Origin of the sequence: Paenibacillus tarimensis (genome assembly GCF_021532315.1) — a bacterium.
GTDB classification, from domain to species: Bacteria; Bacillota; Bacilli; order Paenibacillales; family Paenibacillaceae; genus Paenibacillus_I; species Paenibacillus_I tarimensis.
This window is the reverse complement of the sequence record NZ_JAKGAO010000004.1, coordinates 200,992-217,601: the sequence shown is the minus strand read 5'-3', so window position 1 is coordinate 217,601 and position 16,610 is coordinate 200,992. Positions and strand designations below refer to the sequence as shown.

Annotated in this window: 19 protein-coding genes; 7 read left to right on the top strand and 12 right to left on the bottom strand. The window is 51.6% G+C overall.

Annotated elements, in window-relative coordinates:
- The first annotated feature begins 146 nt into the window (after nucleotides 1-146).
- From L1N82_RS02175 to L1N82_RS02150, 6 genes are all read left to right on the top strand, one after another.
- Nucleotides 147-374: a spore germination protein gene (locus L1N82_RS02175; RefSeq protein ID WP_235285694.1), complete on the top strand. Its 228-nt coding sequence runs from the start codon at nucleotides 147-149 to the stop codon at nucleotides 372-374.
- 5 nt (nucleotides 375-379) lie between these two features.
- Nucleotides 380-580, top strand: coding sequence for a spore germination protein GerPB (locus L1N82_RS02170; RefSeq protein ID WP_235285693.1), 201 nt, complete (start codon nucleotides 380-382; stop codon nucleotides 578-580).
- Nucleotides 581-594: 14 nt separating this feature from the next.
- A complete protein-coding gene (gene gerPC, locus L1N82_RS02165) occupies nucleotides 595-1,290 on the top strand; it encodes a spore germination protein GerPC (protein WP_235285692.1) in 696 nt (231 codons plus the stop codon).
- 44 nt (nucleotides 1,291-1,334) lie between these two features.
- Nucleotides 1,335-1,664, top strand: a complete 330-nt coding sequence (locus tag L1N82_RS02160) for a hypothetical protein (RefSeq protein ID WP_235285691.1) — start codon at nucleotides 1,335-1,337, stop codon at nucleotides 1,662-1,664.
- Entirely contained in the window at nucleotides 1,664-2,071 is a 408-nt protein-coding gene (locus L1N82_RS02155; protein WP_235285690.1) for a spore germination protein GerPE, read from the top strand. The genes L1N82_RS02160 and L1N82_RS02155 overlap by 1 nt, the downstream gene beginning before the upstream one ends.
- A gap of 98 nt (nucleotides 2,072-2,169) precedes the next feature.
- Nucleotides 2,170-2,304: a YjcZ family sporulation protein gene (locus tag L1N82_RS02150; protein ID WP_235285689.1), complete on the top strand. Its 135-nt coding sequence runs from the start codon at nucleotides 2,170-2,172 to the stop codon at nucleotides 2,302-2,304.
- A gap of 118 nt (nucleotides 2,305-2,422) precedes the next feature.
- On the opposite strand, the gene L1N82_RS02145 is transcribed toward L1N82_RS02150, so the two are convergent.
- Entirely contained in the window at nucleotides 2,423-4,165 is a 1,743-nt protein-coding gene (locus L1N82_RS02145) for an ATP-binding cassette domain-containing protein (RefSeq protein WP_235285688.1), read from the bottom strand.
- Nucleotides 4,155-5,030 (bottom strand): ABC transporter ATP-binding protein, encoded by an 876-nt coding sequence (locus L1N82_RS02140; protein ID WP_235285687.1) that lies wholly within the window; start codon nucleotides 5,028-5,030, stop codon nucleotides 4,155-4,157. Before L1N82_RS02140 ends, L1N82_RS02145 begins: the two co-directional genes overlap by 11 nt.
- Before the next feature lie 107 nt (nucleotides 5,031-5,137).
- Between L1N82_RS02140 and L1N82_RS02135 the strand changes: the two genes are divergently transcribed.
- On the top strand, nucleotides 5,138-5,749 hold the full coding sequence (locus tag L1N82_RS02135) for a biotin transporter BioY (RefSeq protein WP_235285686.1): 612 nt from the start codon (nucleotides 5,138-5,140) through the stop codon (nucleotides 5,747-5,749).
- A 124-nt stretch (nucleotides 5,750-5,873) separates the two neighbouring features.
- Here the strand turns inward: L1N82_RS02135 and L1N82_RS02130 are convergent, their stop codons facing one another.
- The 10 genes from L1N82_RS02130 to L1N82_RS02085 all read right to left on the bottom strand — a co-directional run bounded on the left by L1N82_RS02130 (nucleotide 5,874) and on the right by L1N82_RS02085 (nucleotide 16,515).
- Nucleotides 5,874-6,401: a RicAFT regulatory complex protein RicA family protein gene (locus L1N82_RS02130; protein WP_235285685.1), complete on the bottom strand. Its 528-nt coding sequence runs from the start codon at nucleotides 6,399-6,401 to the stop codon at nucleotides 5,874-5,876.
- Nucleotides 6,402-6,438: 37 nt separating this feature from the next.
- On the bottom strand, nucleotides 6,439-7,995 hold the full coding sequence (gene miaB / locus L1N82_RS02125) for a tRNA (N6-isopentenyl adenosine(37)-C2)-methylthiotransferase MiaB (RefSeq protein WP_235285684.1): 1,557 nt from the start codon (nucleotides 7,993-7,995) through the stop codon (nucleotides 6,439-6,441).
- A 165-nt stretch (nucleotides 7,996-8,160) separates the two neighbouring features.
- Nucleotides 8,161-8,733, bottom strand: coding sequence for a phosphate propanoyltransferase (locus L1N82_RS02120; RefSeq protein WP_235286140.1), 573 nt, complete (start codon nucleotides 8,731-8,733; stop codon nucleotides 8,161-8,163).
- 118 nt (nucleotides 8,734-8,851) lie between these two features.
- Nucleotides 8,852-9,718: a 2-oxoacid:ferredoxin oxidoreductase subunit beta gene (locus L1N82_RS02115; RefSeq protein WP_235285683.1), complete on the bottom strand. Its 867-nt coding sequence runs from the start codon at nucleotides 9,716-9,718 to the stop codon at nucleotides 8,852-8,854.
- Between the two features lie 2 nt (nucleotides 9,719-9,720).
- On the bottom strand, nucleotides 9,721-11,454 hold the full coding sequence (locus tag L1N82_RS02110) for a 2-oxoacid:acceptor oxidoreductase subunit alpha (RefSeq protein WP_235285682.1): 1,734 nt from the start codon (nucleotides 11,452-11,454) through the stop codon (nucleotides 9,721-9,723).
- A gap of 213 nt (nucleotides 11,455-11,667) precedes the next feature.
- The gene (locus L1N82_RS02105) at nucleotides 11,668-12,615 is read right to left on the bottom strand and encodes a dipeptidase (RefSeq protein WP_235285681.1); all 948 of its coding nucleotides are present in this window, start codon (nucleotides 12,613-12,615) and stop codon (nucleotides 11,668-11,670) included.
- A 128-nt stretch (nucleotides 12,616-12,743) separates the two neighbouring features.
- Nucleotides 12,744-13,004 carry a stage V sporulation protein S gene (locus L1N82_RS02100; protein WP_006286829.1) on the bottom strand — a complete coding sequence of 87 codons (261 nt, stop codon included), beginning with the start codon at nucleotides 13,002-13,004 and terminating at the stop codon, nucleotides 12,744-12,746.
- Nucleotides 13,005-13,238: 234 nt separating this feature from the next.
- Nucleotides 13,239-14,033, bottom strand: coding sequence for a TIGR00282 family metallophosphoesterase (locus L1N82_RS02095; RefSeq protein WP_235285680.1), 795 nt, complete (start codon nucleotides 14,031-14,033; stop codon nucleotides 13,239-13,241).
- Nucleotides 14,034-14,109: 76 nt separating this feature from the next.
- Nucleotides 14,110-15,648 carry a ribonuclease Y gene (gene rny / locus L1N82_RS02090; RefSeq protein WP_235285679.1) on the bottom strand — a complete coding sequence of 513 codons (1,539 nt, stop codon included), beginning with the start codon at nucleotides 15,646-15,648 and terminating at the stop codon, nucleotides 14,110-14,112.
- 177 nt (nucleotides 15,649-15,825) lie between these two features.
- Complete coding sequence (locus tag L1N82_RS02085) at nucleotides 15,826-16,515, bottom strand: RecX family transcriptional regulator (RefSeq protein WP_235285678.1); 690 nt, start codon at nucleotides 16,513-16,515, stop codon at nucleotides 15,826-15,828.
- Between the last annotated feature and the right edge of the window lie 95 nt (nucleotides 16,516-16,610).

Genomic DNA, 16,610 nt, shown 5'->3' with positions numbered 1-16,610 from the left:
TATTCTGACTTGCTGCGGACGGGAACTACAGGGACATACGCACCAAGCCTATTAATCCCGCCAATACTGGAACTGTTGGGCTACTGCCTGCATATAGTTAGTATAAGTCTTGAATATCGGCACCAAGCCGGAAATGAGGTGTATCAATGCCTGCAATTGTTGGATATGTGAATATAGTGAGTGTCGGTTCCTCCGGCATCGTTCAATTCGGTGATGCGCTGCGACTCTCTCCCAACAGTACATCCAAAGCTTACGCCGGATCAGGCTCCTTTCTGACAGGAGCATTAACGAACGCTAATAATGCCTTAAGTGCAACAAATTCAGTGGACCCCGATGTCCAAGACAGTGCCAATAATCAAGCGCAAGTGGTATAGCTGCCATGAATCTGACTGTGCATCAGCATATTACCATTCAACAGCTGCGGGTGAATAATATAACTAACTCTTCCGTTCTGCAGGTTGGAAGTGCGGGATCAATCAGGGCTCTGTCTCATGCCTACGAAGCACCTGATTCTGCCAGCGGGGGACTGTTGGCGAAGTCTGCAACCCTAGGGCTGGTCCCGCTCCCTAATCCTTCCTAGAAGGAGGTATAAACGTGGTTCATGATCCTCAAGCTTCGTGGTCGGCATGGTATGAATACTGGCACAATATGCATCATGTTATTCTGGAACAGAAAGCCCGGCTTCAAGCAATGGAAAGCCGCATAGCATCACTTGAGCAAAGAATAAGCGAGTTGGAACGAAAGCCTTTCTACACGGTAGAGCGGCTGGAATATCATTTTGATCAGCTAAAGATTCAGCAGCTTGAAGGAACATTAAATATTGGCATGACTCCGCCAGGAACCGAGCTTTCAAAGAATATTGACCAGTTGGCGGTGCCGGATAAACCTGGCGTCTCCGACCAGCAGGCTGTTCCGCCTGTCCATGAAGAGGAGGAAGAAGCGTTTCAAGAGGTGTTAGAGCGCGTGTCGTTCTTCATCGACAGCCAGGCCCTGCATGATATCGAGCATCTGGAGCAGGAACAGGAGATAACACTTGACGCGCATCATCGCAGACTGATTGTGCGGGATATCAAAGGCCAGGCCGCAACAAGAGCCCGCTACTATTGGAGCAAGCTTCAGGAGGATTCAAATTCCGATGTGCCCGGGACGATAACCCGGCAGCAGGAAGCCGCGTCACGGACGATCCGTGATCTCAAGCAGGCTATCCGGCTGTATCTGCTTAAGTTGAAGGATAGGATAGCCGGCAGCAGTCCCGATGATAATCAAGACGGTTCAACCGGTACTCCTTAACAATCGGCAGCCGATTGCCGCTGACTACGAAGGAGGAACAGCTAATGCAGGTACATATCATAAATCACAGCCTAACCGTTGGGACCATACAAATAGTCGACGTTTCATCTTCATCCCTGGTTCAGGTGGGAGATACAGATCGGATAAGCCTGTATTCCTATTCTGACTCGCCTGCTGATTCACTGGTACGCTTACCGCTGGCTCCGCTAGGTGCTCCAGATCCGCTGGACGAACAGCTTGATCCTCCCGATACAAGCATGTCCTTCTGGGAATCCATGAACGAGTGGGAAGCAGGTAACGCCGATACACTGGAAATGCTGCATGAGCAGTTTTGGGCCGAGGCACTGCACAATCTTCAGGAGGACAACAACTAATGTCACTGCGCAGAACCTCGATCATCGGCATGCTGTCTATTATTGATGTGTCACTAAGCAGTGCCGTACGCATAGGCGATCAGGAGCAATTCGAGCCCAGATTTCGAGGAATCGAAGTACTGGATGAAACAAACAATGGCTGGGCAGAAGAGCTGTATTTTCCCGCTCACCCTCTCTTCCAGCTGCCAAGGCCGGAGTGGCCTGAGTCGTTAGCCGAAGCTGCTGACGAGGCTGGTACAGTTACCCTTTTCAAAACAGATGTCAATCACGCAATCCGGGTAGGAACTGTGAGCATAACCGCAATGGCAGGCTCCTCCCTGCTGCTTGTCGGAAGCTGTGGTGAGGTCGATGCGGAGGCCAGGCTGAAGAAGATCAAAATTGTAGGTGGTCAAGCATCATTGCTATAGTTGGCTGATACAGGCATACGTCCAAACCTGCAGCAGGCTCCCGCATATAGTGTTTGTGTGACCCGGATTACACAAACATGAGTGGGGAGGGATTTTCCATGGCATATCCGGTTGGCGGAACAGGCGCGGCTGCAGGATGCGTACCAGTCGGCGGCGGTCTCTGGACGGATACAGGCATTATCCTGGTTCTCTTCATCCTGCTTGTCATCATCCTGCGGGCGGGCTGGTTCTAAAGATCAGCCTTCCGAGGAAAGGCAGCGGAGCATTAACAAAACAGCCAACATGCAGCTGGTTCGCCGCTTGTTGGCTGTCTTTCATTATCCGCTGTATAACCATCATAAGTGTGATGCCTTACAGGAACCGCTGCAGCAAGGCAGCGCTCCAAAGCAGGAGCATAACTCCTGCTGCCGCAGCAATGAATTCGGCATCCCTGCGATCCAGCTTAAGCTTCACTGCGCGCTTGACACGCTTCATATTCCCGAAGCCTCTGATTTCGAGCGAGTTCGACATCAGATCCGCCATCCTTAATAGCGCATGCATATAGGGAATAATAACAGTATGAAGCATACGTATCGGCACCTTGCCCGGCATAACCGCCTGCTTTCCTCTTGCGACTGCTATCTTGGAAAATCTCGCCCACTCGCTGAGCAGCAGCGGAATGAAACGGAATAATAGAGAAATCATCAGCGCGATTGCTCTGCTAGCTGAAGGATTAAGCCGCAGCGCCAGCAGTGATTGTTCAATTGCCCGCTGCAGCTTGAAGGGTGTCATGAGCCCAAGCAGAGGAAGACCCAGCAGCATGACTTGAAACAGGCGGAACAGCCGGAACAGCGGAGGCTCTGCATCTGCAAGCGAGAAGCCGGGAGGATTTAGTTCCAGACCTGCAATTACCGGTGTAACCACAAGTGCAGCCAGGTACATCTTGATCAATACTCTGAAGGGCCGCACCAGCGGAAATAAGCATGCCGCCACGGCTGCCGCTACCCCTAATCCAAGCACTGCACCGATCCAGGTCTGCTGAATCAGCAGGCCGAATGATACAAGTATGTAAGCCAGCCATAGGGCGCGAGGATCCCGCTGTGACCAGCGTTCCCACAGCTTAGTTGTCTTATCCACTGGCAGATGACTATGCGATTTTGCTTCATAAGCCTGCCCGCCAGCATCTCCTGCTGCTGTAACTGCTTCCCGCTCATACATCTTGCCGCCGCTTCCATCCTTCACCCTTCGGGCAATTACAGCAGCAAGCTCGGCAGCACTCAGCGGCTTAGCAGTCCCCGCCATTCGCTTCTCCCCTGCAAGCTCCCCACGCTTAATACGTAGAAGTGCAGCCGTTCGTACGGATTCTGGCAGCCGCACTCCTTCTGCAGCATACTCTTCATCCCGGGAAAATCGCTCCGCCCACTCGGCCGCTGAGCACGCTTCGCGTATTCGGCCGTCTTCAAGCACAACAATGTCGTCTGCGACCTGCCATAGAGCATCCAGGTCATGTGTGATTATAACCGCTCCGTCTCCCCGTTCCGCCTGTCTGTTCAGGAGCCGTCTTAACAGGGAGATGCCTTCATCATCAAGACCTGCGGTCGGTTCATCCAGGAGCAGCCAAGACGGTTCTGCAGCAGTCAGACAGGCCAGCGTCAGCCTCCTCTGCTGTCCCCCGCTCAGCGACCATGGCTCACGCTGCAGCATCTGCTCTGCCGGCTCAAGGCCAAACTCCTCCAGACAGCGCACCATTCGCGCTTCCAGCCGCTCCTCCGCGATCTTATACGGGTGCATCGAGTACGATAGCTCCTCGCGGATGGTCTGGCGAAACCAGCCGCTGGACGAGCGCTGCTGCGCTATCCCGAATTCCAGCAGAGCGCGCTGCTGGAGCTTGCCCTCGGACCATAAGGGATAATCTCCGTAACGGACAGTGCCAGATTCCAGAGTGCGCAGACCGGCTATCGACTCGAGCAATGTCGTCTTCCCCGCTCCATTGGCTCCTGTAATCAACGTCGTTCTTCCAGCATGAAAAGTAATATTGATCCCCTGCAGCAGCTTGCTTCCAGAAGCGCCATCTGCAGTTACCGTTAAATTCTCTACGCGTATATCAGCCGCCAAGGCTTCTCACCGCCTCTTCCAGCATGACCGGCGAGAGCGGCAGAGGGGTTAGCGGGAAACCAAGCCTATTGAGCTCCAAGGCTGCCTGAACGGAATAAGGCGGCTCATAACCGAGCCGTGTACAAGGTGAGGGCCCAGTCCCTTGGCCGGGTTGATAAAAGGCCTCTACAGGACCATCATAAACAATTCGCCCCTTCTCCATGCCGACGACCCGGTCCGTATGCCGCAGCCCGTCCAGACGATGAGAGATCCATAAGATCGTCATCCCGTTCCTCCATAACTCTCGCGCCGCTGAGCGTACAGCCTCCATGGATGTGGCGTCCAGCATCGTATCTGCTTCATCAAACAGCAGAAGGGGAACACCGCAGGCCAGACAGCCGGCAGCCGCCAGAAGCTGCTTCTGGCCGCCAGAGAGCGTCTCAACCTTCCTATCCCGCAGCTCCCACAGACTGCAGCGTTTCAAGGATTCCTCAGCCGCTAGAAATACATCATCAGTCGCCATTCCCTGCTGCTCCAGCAGTAGAATCAGGTCCTCCCACGGTGTCTGGCCAACAATCGATGCTTCAGGGTCCTGCGTAACGACGGGAAGCGGCCATTCCCCGGCAAATCCCCGGATCATAACCCCTTCCGCCGAAGCATTTCCTTGGGCAATTCGTTCGGAATGCCCAGCAAGCAGCATGCCGAGCGTACTCTTGCCGCTCCCGTTGGGACCGACCAGCTGGATCCACTCACTCGGCTCAATATCCATCGTGACCGCGCTGAGCAGGTGGACCCGTTCCCCTTCCTTACCCTGGCCGTCCGCCTGATCAGACAGATATACATTTACATCTATTAACTGAAGTGCTTGTGATTCAGCTATCGTCAAGAAATATCACCGGCCCTCTTCCCGAATCCATAAACCTGTGTTAAAATCCATTTTGGTTAACCGATATAATAATTAAAGGTTAACAAATAAAAGGAGAAGGTGCAATTATGTCATTAAATGTTCGCAGTCTAGTTTACACGGCCTTATTTGCCGCCCTGTTCGTCGCGTTCACGTACACACGTATCCCATTAGGCTTTAGCGACGTACCCATTACCCTGCAAAACCTGGGTGTCATGCTTGCAGGCGCATTCTTGGGCGCACGATACGGATTTATCAGTATGGGATTAATCGTTGCTTTGATCGCGGTAGGTGTGCCGATTGGCGGAGACGGAGGAATTGCCAGAATTATGGGTCCGACAGGAGGTTTCCTGCTAGCCTTCCTGATTGAGGCACTGCTCATCGGGTTCCTGGTCCGCAAGACGATCGCCAACCGGCGCAAGCTTGGCACCAGCCTGTTCTACATAGTTCTGTTTCTGGTGTTCGTGCTGGCAGGCATTCTGCCGAGCTACGTCATCGGCGCTCCTTGGTACGCAGCGGTAAAAGGATTTACCATCATGCAGTCTTTGGCATTCGCCTGTTATCCGTTTATACCGTTCGACCTCGCCAAAGCTGTTCTAGCGGCGGTTGTGACAGGCGCTATGTACCGTTATATACCGAACCTTCAGCAGCGGCAGACAGCCGTGAAGAGCGGTCTTCGTTCGGATCTTCCGGTTAAATAATGTTCCCCTTAAAAAGGGAGTGGAGTACATACAAAAACCGGCTGACCCTAAGGAACAAAGTTCCTGGCGGTCAGCCGGCTTTTTGTTTTACTTCTTACCTCTGCTATCCCACCGCGCCGATGCTTTAGTCGCTGCAGTCTTCCGTTTCAGGAGCGCTCGCGCTTTCCACATCCAACCGCTGGGCTACCGTATCACGGATAACCGATATAACCAGCTGGAGAAGATAGTTAATATCGGACTGGCTCTGCTGAAAATCCGAAACAATCGGGATCGCATCCAGTTCATCCTGCAGAGCCTCGATCTCGCCTTCAATCTTGTCCACCATCTTCTGATTCTGGAATGATTGGAAGGCTACAATTTCCTTCTGCTTCTTCTTAATTTGGCTGATCAGGGATTGGATCCGTTCGTTGCCGTTAATCTGCTTCTCGGCCCGGCGGTAATGCTGAACCTCCTCGGAGGTATAAATCATCTCAGCCAATTCCTTGGCCTTAGCCATAATGTCTTCACGAATCAGAAGATCACGTGTATCGAATACGGGTACCGTTGAGCAGCTGTGCCCTTCCTCATGACCATGTCCGCAATCATGCCCGTGTGCATGCTCTTGTCCATTCTTCGAGCTGCTCACTTGTTGTTTTGCTGTTTGTTCTGCCATTAATGTATACACTCCTATTACCGCAGGCTGCCTGGAATCAGGATACCGCCTCGGCCGTCTGCTGATGAACCGGTTCCGCCTTGATATACCAGGTCTGCGCTTCGGTCACTCGTACCTGAATGAATTGACCAATCCATTCCTTCGGCCCTTCAATGTGAACCAGCTTGTTTGTCCGGGTACGGCCGGAAAGCACCTCGGCATTATTCTTGCTCTCACCTTCTATCAGAACCTCTACGATCTGGCCGCGTAGCTGCTCATTCCGTTCCCTGCTTAATTCACCGATCAGATCATTAAGCCGGCGAAGACGCTGCTTCTTCACTTCCATCGGCACGTTATCTTCCATGCCGGCAGCAGGTGTACCCGCTCTCGGCGAGTAGATGAAGGTATAAGCCGAATCATAGCCCACCTCGCGCACAAGCGACAGCGTTTCCTCGAACTGTTCTTCCGTCTCTCCCGGGAAGCCGACTATAATATCTGATGTCAAGACGACATCCGGTATAACCGCTTTGATCTTACGGACAAGCTCCAGGTAGGACTCACGCGTATACTTGCGGCTCATCCGTTTGAGAATTTCTGTACTGCCCGATTGTACCGGCAGGTGGATATGCTCGACCAGGTTTCCTCTGCGGCCAAGCACTTCAATAAGATGATCATCGAAGTCCCGCGGATGAGAGGTGGTAAAACGGATGCGCGGGATATCAATCTTCTGAATGTCAGCCATCAGGTCACCGAACCGGTACGTAATGTCTTCGAAATCCTTGCCGTATGCGTTCACATTCTGGCCAAGCAGCGTAATTTCCTTATATCCCTGACGAGCCAGCTCCCGAACCTCTGCAATAACGTCTTCCGGTCTGCGGCTTCTTTCCTTGCCCCGCGTATAAGGAACAATACAGTACGTACAGAATTTATCACAGCCGTACATAATATTAACCCAGGCACGCATACCTTCACGTTTCTTCGGCAGATTCTCAATGATATCGCCTTCCTTGGACCACACTTCAACGACCATTTCCTTGCTGAACAGCGCATCACTCAGAAGCTGCGGCAGCCGGTGTATATTGTGTGTGCCAAAGATCAAATCGACAAAGGCATGCTTCTGCAGGATCCGTCCGACTACCGACTCTTCCTGGGACATGCAGCCGCATACACCCAGAATAAGTCCGGGCTTCTCCGTCTTCAGGTGCTTGAGATGGCCCAGTTCTCCGAATACCTTGTCCTCCGCATTCTCACGAATAGCGCATGTGTTCAGCAGGATGACATCTGCTTGGTTCCGGTCTTCGGTAGCGGTATAGCCCATCTGTTCGAACATGCCCTTCATCACTTCGGTATCATGCTCGTTCATCTGGCAGCCATACGTATATATAAGGTAATGCTTCCCGTTTCCGAGAGAACGCAGCTCCTCTGGCACCGCCTGGTCATACAGCACGCGCACTTCTTCCTTGCCGCGCTGCTTCTCCTGGCGGTAGTTCGGCTCCGACATAATGTGAATGTCTCGTCCGCCGATCCTGATTCTCTTGCCTTGTTCATCTTCGGAAATGATCTTTGCGCCCGAGAAGTCGAAATATTTACTGAAATCTTTCGTCTCTTTCGTCACGATGCATGTCACTTCCTTTATGCCAAATCGGGCAGGAGCCAATGCCAAGACTGTTCGCTCCGCTTGTTCCTGCCCACATTGTATCAAATTATAGCATGAAATGACCGCACGGGCTACCGTCAAGCTAAACGTATGGCTTGTATTTGACGGCAGGCTGTGACCTGGTTACTCGACAATCTCCGCCATGTCGCCTGTTTTGGCGCCAGCGGCGTTAGCCTCATCTGTGTCAATATGCATATCAAGCGCAAAGTCAGGTGATACGCGAGCGACCACATTTTCAAGCACCATGCCGCGCTCTCCGTCAAGACGCACCTTCAGAAGCTGCTTGTCCGCGATGTTCCATTTCTCAGCGTCTGAGGTATGGAAGTGAATATGGCGGGCTGCCACGATGACGCCTTCCTCAATCGTCACTTCGCCTGCAGGGCCTTTGATCGTAATGCCAGGTGTGCCCGCAATGTTACCGGACTCGCGCACCGGAGGGTTAACACCAATCGAGAAGGCATCGGTACGGGAAATCTCCAGCTGCGTACGGCTGCGTGCAGGACCCAAAATACGGACCTTCGGGAAGCTGCCTTTGGTACCGATAACTTCTACTGTTTCATTGGCTGCATATTGGCCCGGCTGCGATAACGGCTTCATCTCTGTCAGCTGATAGCCTGCTCCGAACAGCTTCTCTACATGCTCCTGTGACAGATGAATATGACGCGCGGATACTCCTACTGGTACTTGTTTCATGATAAATTCAACATCCTTTCAGTTTTGCTTAATTGTTTGGAATGAATGATCCTACCATCACTATTACCCCATGCATGAAAAGGCATACGACCAAATGGGTCGTATGCCGAAAAAGAATCTTTTACTTGAATTCTGCCACCAATTTGTCAAATTGTTCGGGAGAAAGCGCCAGATCCTGCTTGTGCAGCCCGTCAGTACTGAAACCGGAGATCATATCCTCGTAAGGCTTACGTTCCTTGTTCTGATAAATAAGGCCTGTCAGCATACCATTTGTTTCCATGATTTTGTTCATTGCCGCAACTCGGTTGCTTGGATCGTAATCCGGGAATTGCTCCAGATTAATAACATGCTCCTTGAACCAGTCGTAAGTGTTCACCTTGTTGAAGGTAACACAAGGGCTGAATACGTTGATTAACGAGAAGCCTTTGTGCTGCAGCCCCTGCTCAATCATGCTCGTCAGCTGCTTCAGATCGCTGGAGAAGGATTGAGCGACGAAGGTAGCGCCAGCAGACAAGGCAATCTCAAGCGGGGAAAGCGTCGATTCAATCGAGCCCTCCGGTGTAGACTTGGTTTTGAAGCCTTCGGCGCTGCGCGGTGAGGTTTGTCCTTTGGTCAGACCGTAAATCTGGTTATCCATGACGATGTACGTCATATCCAGGTTACGGCGGATCGCATGAACCGTATGTCCCATACCGATTGCAAAGCCGTCGCCGTCGCCGCCAGATGCGATTACGGTGAGCTCGCGGTTAGCCAGCTTAACGCCTTGAGCGATCGGAAGCGCCCGCCCGTGAATGCCATGGAAGCCGTAAGCGTTAATATAGCCGGATATACGGCCTGAGCAGCCGATCCCCGAGATAACGGCCAGGCTTTCCGGTTCAAGTCCGACATTGGCGGCTGCACGCTGAATCGCTGCTTGCACGGAGAAGTCCCCGCAGCCAGGGCACCAGTTCGGCTTTACATTGTTGCGGAACTCTTTGAAAGTAGCCATCGTTAGTTCATCTCCTTACAAGCTTTGTATACTTCGGCAGGAAGGAACGGATTGCCGTCATACTTAAGCAGGCTCTTAATTTTATCGCCATAGCCGACATGCAGCTTAACCTGTGCAGCCAATTGGGCAGTTGCATTGTTCTCTACAACGATGACTTTCTTCGCTTGGTTAACATACGGCGCAAGCTGAGCTGCCGGGAAAGGATGGATCTGGCGAACTGTCACATGATTGCTCGTTACACCATCCGCCGCCAGCCGCTCTCTTGCCTCATCAATGGTACCGCCTGTCGAGCCCATTCCAATGATCAGCAGCTCTGGAGACTGGTGAGGCGCATCCACCCGGATCGCATCCCTAATCTGCAGATTGTTCAGCTTGTTAAGGCGCTTATCCATCATCTTCACCCGGTTAACGGCACTTTCGGACGGACGGCCAACCTCATCATGCTCAACGCCTGTTACGTGATGCAGACCGCCTTTAACGCCAGGAAGGACACGTGGCGAAATACCGTCTTCTGTGAACTCAAAGCGCTTGAAAAGCTCTGCATTATCTTCAGCGGGTGCATCCTGAACTAATTTACCGCGGCGAATCTCCACTGTGCTGTAATCAAACACTTCACAGGACTGTTTGCCTAGCGACAGCTGCAGATCTGTCATGACAATGACGGGGACTTGATATTCCTCGGAAATATTGAACGCTTCAATCGTATCATAGAAGCAATCTTCAATTGAAGCCGGCGCAATGACAACTTTGGGAATTTCTCCATGTGTTCCGTAAACCATGGCATTCAGGTCTGACTGCTCCTGCTTGGTAGGAAGACCTGTAGAAGGGCCTCCCCGCTGCGTATCGACAATCACGAGAGGCTGTTCCGTCATGCCTGAGAGGCCGATGGCCTCCATCATGAGCGAAAGGCCTGGACCCGCAGAGGCGGTCATTGTCCGGACGCCTGCGTAGTTGGCGCCAATCGCCATTGTAACGGCTGCAATTTCATCCTCGGTCTGAACGACCGTGCCGCCGAACTTTGGCAGCTTCTTGATCAGATACTCCATGATCTCGGATGCAGGCGTGATCGGGTAAGCAGACATAAGCCGGCATCCGCCGGCAATTGCGCCGAGGCCGATTGCCTCATTGCCGATAATGAAGAGCTTCTGCTTGCCGTCTGCCGGTCCCAGCCTGAAATCCTCTAGAGGGCCGCCAGCCTGCTCCAGTACAAACTCGGCACCCCGCTTTACCGCCTCAATGTTCTTCTCTACGATAGCAGGGCCCTTGCGCCCAAACTCTTCCTCCACCGCTTTGTTGAACACCTCAATCGGAAGACCCAGAAGTGCCCAGGAAGCTCCGGAGGCCACCATGTTTTTCATTAGTGACGTACCAAGATCTTCTGCAATGGAAGTGATGGGCACTGCGAACAGGCGGGCATTCACATCTTCAGGAACGGTCGGGTTAAATTTGGCATCCGCCACAATAACTCCGCCTCCGCGCAGCTCATGAGCATTCAAGTCAATCGTTTCCTGGTCGAACGCTACTAGAATATCGAGATCATCCGATATCGCACGCATGGGTGTTGTGCTGATCCGGATTTTGTTGTTCGTGTGCCCGCCTTTAATCCGCGAGGAGAAATGACGGTATCCATAAAGATAATAGCCCAAGCGGTTAAGGGCAGTCGAAAAAATACGGTCTGTACTTTCAACGCCTTCCCCCTGCTGTCCCCCGATCTTCCAAGACAATTGACTGATCAAAATGCCCAACTCCTCTTTTTGTTAACGTGTCTCTATGACACTTATCGACATATAAATTATTTTTTTCAAAGGTCAAATAAATTTTATGACTTAGGGGCACAAATTTCAATACATTTATCACCGTTTCAAACATAGTTCTTTTCGATTGAATTCATATCAAAACGAGAACGGAGCCTGCTGCCGCAGCCTTGCCGGGAACTTCTCACAGCACGGTCAATGCTCGGGCAGATTTTCAGCCAAGAATCGAAACGCATTACCTTGAACCCACCTATGTGTCAGTTCCTTACCGTAACGCTTCTCTAGTTCATCTATAAAAGCCGGTATGTCACCGGGGTTAGCCAGGCCGGCAATATGCTGTCCGAATCCGTCAAAGTCTGAACCGAACATGATGTTATCCGCACCGCCCAGCTTACATATATAGTCAATGTGGCTGAATAGATCAGAAGCTCTTGCTGAACCTTCACTCTTCACAAACCATGGAACATAAGTCAGGCCTATTAACCCGCCCTGCATAATAATGGCTCTTATTTGATCATCAGTCAAGTTACGCGGATGGCTGCATACTGACCTGACATTGGAATGAGAAGCGATGACCGGCCTTCCGGTAAGTTCAATTGTGTCCCAGAACGAACGTTCAGACAGATGAGAAACATCGATCAGTATGCCAAGCTCATTACATGCGCGCACCAGCTCCTTGCCCCTGCCGGTCAGCCCTCCGCCCCTTGGCTCCATAATGCCGTCAGCCGCCCAGTTGGCATGATTCCATGTGAGTCCCAGTGACCTGACACCCAGCTGGTACAGGACTCTGAGCAGCGCCAAATCTCCCTGGAGCGATTCCGCTCCCTCAATAGCCAGCACAGCACCAGTCCGGCCAGCCTGAGCGCAGGCACGAAGCTCTTCGGTGGAGCGCACGAACATGATCTCCGGACAGGTTAATACTTGTTGATAAAAATGATCAACAGCTCTCAGCAGGTTCTGAACACTGTAATCGAGCTGCTCGGGAATATATACGGCAAAGGTTTGAAGCAGAGCATCAGCCTGCTGAAGACGCTCCCAGGTAACATCAAGACCAGCGGAAACGGGACCTTTAAACCCGGCAGCTTCGCCGGTTAAGAGCTTGGCAAGCACATCACAATGAAAATCGATCATCCCCTGCTTCATTTCATCACTCACCTTTCCTGCAAACAACGTCTCATAAATGCTATATCTTACAGCCACTGCAGCTTTACTGAAGCGCAAAAAAACCTGCTTACTTGGCGTAAACAGGCCCTTTGACTATTATACGGCTGTTATCTGGGCTCCACAATCAGCTTGATCGCTGTACGGTCTTCTCCGTCAATCACTATATCCGTAAACGCTGGAATGCAGATCAAATCCACACCACTCGGCGCCACAAATCCCCGTGCAATTGCGACTGCTTTAATCGCCTGGTTTAACGCACCAGCCCCGATGGCCTGTAACTCTGCAGCTCCACGTTCGCGCAGCACTCCTGCCAGCGCACCGGCAACAGAATTTGGGTTGGACTTTGCTGAAACTTTTAATACTTCCATGTAAAGTACCTCCTCGGGAATGATGGTTGGGACCCATTACTCAATCATATTCGCGGGCAGATAAAAAATTCCTGCTTCCTGAGGAGGTAATTCGCAAACTCTTCGGAATTGTGCGACACTTCAGGGCTGTTTAAGTAAGATGTTCCGATCTGCAGAATGACCTGCTCGTTGAATCGCATGTAAAAAGCCAGCCTTCACGGCTGGCCTGTTCTAGCTGTCTTCGTTAACATCAGGCTACATGAGCAGCCACTCATCTTCAGTAAGCCGGATCTTCGTAATGGAATTCGCCCGGCCCGTCTGCTCATCCAGATCAGCAATTAAGGCATGGAAATGCCATTTTCCCTCATCCACCACAAAACGCACAGGAAGCTGGGTGAGGAACCTGTGCTCAACAGCCGTACGCTCCATTCCGAGCACACCTTCCTTCGAGCCTACCATACCGCAATCTGTCAGATAAGCTGTGCCATTCGGAAGAATGGTGTCGTCATTCGTCTGCACATGCGTATGGGTTCCGACAACAATTGATGCCCGGCCATCAAGATACCAGCCCATTGCAATTTTCTCCGAGGTAGCCTCTGCATGAAAATCAACAAGAATACAAGGTGTCTTCTCCTTCAGATCCGCGATCAGCTCATCAGCCGCCCGGAACGGACAATCTATCGGCGGAAGGAACGTTCTGCCCTGCAGGTTGATGATGCCCAGCGATTTACCGTTAGCCTTGATTAAGGCGCTGCCCTGCCCTGGTGCCCCTGGCGGAAAATTCGCCGGACGAACCAGGCGGGGTTCATCATCAATCCACTCAAAGATGTCCTTATTATCCCATGTATGGTTCCCCATCGTAATACCGTGCACGCCCCACTCAAAAAACTCTCGTGCAATAGCTCCCGTTATACCCCGTCCGGCAGCCGCATTTTCCCCATTCACGATAATAATATGAGGGTTATATTTGCTTCGCAGGGCAGGAAGCACCTGCTTCAATGCGCTTCGTCCCGTGTTCCCGACGATATCACCTACAAACAACACTTTCATAACCGAACCTCTTTCTAATACACCGAAAAGTGGCTGGAAACCAGCCACTTTTCGGTGTGTCCTTATCGGACCGTTTTTATTTGGCGTATTCGACCGCCCGCGTCTCACGAATAACCGTAACTTTAATATGTCCCGGATAATCAAGTTCATTCTCGATTTTCTTCGTTATATCGCGTGCCAGCCGGAAGGCTTCTGTATCATCGATCTTATCTGGCTGGACCATAACGCGCACTTCGCGTCCAGCCTGGATAGCGTACGATTTCTCAACACCTTCGAACGATTCTGTAATACCCTCAAGCTTCTCCAGACGCTTGATATAGGTTTCGAGCGTTTCCCTGCGGGCTCCCGGACGTGCTGCCGACAGAGCGTCAGCCGCTCCCACGAGCATTGCAATGACCGAAGTGGCCTCACAATCGCCATGATGAGATGCGATACTGTTAATGACGACCGGATGCTCCTTGTACTTCTTCGCAAGCTCGACACCGATCTCAACATGTGATCCTTCGACTTCATGATCAAGCGCTTTGCCGATATCATGCAGCAAACCGGCTCTTCTTGCCAGTGTAATATCCTCACCAAGCTCAGCTGCCATAAGTCCGGTCAGATAAGCCACTTCCATCGAGTGCTTAAGCACATTCTGTCCATAGCTTGTCCGGTACTTCAGCCTGCCGAGAATTTTGATTAGATCCGGATGCAGACCATGAACGCCAACCTCGAAGGTTGCCTGTTCACCGTACTCACGAATCCGTTCATCGATTTCTTTACGGGATTTCTCGACCATCTCTTCGATACGTGCCGGATGAATTCGTCCATCCGCCACAAGTTTCTCGAGGGATGTACGCGCAATCTCCCGGCGAATCGGATCAAATCCCGATAATATGACCGCTTCCGGCGTATCGTCAATAATGAGATCGATACCGGTCAATGTTTCGAGTGCTCGGATGTTACGTCCTTCACGGCCGATAATCCGGCCTTTCATCTCTTCGTTAGGCAGTGATACGACAGATACTGTGGTCTCCGCCACATGATCAGCCGCGCAGCGCTGGATAGCCAGCGAGATAATATCCCGCGCTTTCTTATCGGCCTCTTCCTTCGCCTGCTGCTCAATTTCTTTAATCATTTGAGCTGTCTCATGACGTACTTCCTGCTCGACGTTTGTGAGAATGATTTGTCTAGCATCCTCCATCGTCAAGTTGGAGATCCTCTCCAGCTCGGTTGTTTGTTTTTTATAAATCGAGTCGATCTGTTCCTGCGTTTCCTCGATCCGTTTCTCTTTGTTGGCTACCTGCTCTTCTTTGCGTTCTAGCGCTTCAAGCTTTCGATCCAGCGACTCCTCTTTCTGCAGCAGCCGTCTTTCCAAACGTTGAATTTCATTACGACGTTCACGGATATCCTTCTCTGCTTCGGTACGGAGTTTATGGACTTCATCTTTTGCTTCGAGCACCGTTTCTTTTTTCAGTGCGTCCGCTTCTTTTTTGGCGTTTTCTACAATATGCCCGGCGGCTTCTTCCGCACTGGAAATTTTGGCTTCGGCAATCGACTTTCGAACATAATAACCTACCCCAAAGAAAATCGCGCCAACAACGAGAACGATCGGGATCCAGATTTCTAGCATCTTTCTCACCTCCTCGTTGCACCAAGGCTAAAGCATTGGATAATATTAGGTTTTCCAGCCGGTTTCCATACCGATTGTTTGCAGCTTAGTCGAAAATAATCGATCTGAATCAATTTTTGGAAGGAAAATCGATTCAAAAAAGAAAGGAATACAGAGTTATTTTATCCGTTCACAAATTCAATTGTCAAGCCAATCCGTTTCATCCTGCTCATCTGATTCACGGATAACCTCCTGTATGGCCTTCCTGACTGTCTCCCCTGTGTAGCCCCGGCGCATCAGAAATTGCGACAGCTTCATTTTCCGTTCCCGGAATTCCCCTTTCATATAGGGCCATTTCTTAGCTGCAGCCTTAACAGCCGCCTTCAGCTCAGTCCCCGGATCAAGTGCCTCAACGGCATCTGCTGCCTGGGTCCGGCTGATACCGCGCTGCAGAAGCTCCTGCTTGATCCTCAGCCTGCCTTTGCCTTGGCTGCGTGCCCGCTGCCTGGCGAACTGAACCGCATAATCCGCATCATCCACGATCCGCTCGGCCTCCAGACGGTCAGCGATCAGAGCTATGGTATCCGGTTCTAGCTCCTTACGCGCGAGATACCGTTCTATCTCCTTCCTTGTCCTCGGCTTGGTACCCAGATAGGATACCGCAAGCGAATAGGCTCTGTGACGGTCATCCTCCGCTCTAATAAGCGGCAGATCCGATTCCTTCACCCAAGCCCCCTTCAGCAGCCGGTATTTAATTATAATATCCTCGTGGACAGACAGCACCGGCTCCTCTGTCCCCTCCTTATAAATAGCATACCGTCCCTTCTGCTTGCGCAGCTGGGAGACAGAGGCAATCTGGAACATTCCATCTTGTGTTTCTATCTGCATGGACACGATTGACTCCTTCCTGTCAGCCTTCCCGGCGTAGTTCCAAGAACCTTTCCTTAGTGATAACTAACCGAGACTAACTCCCCCTCATGCCA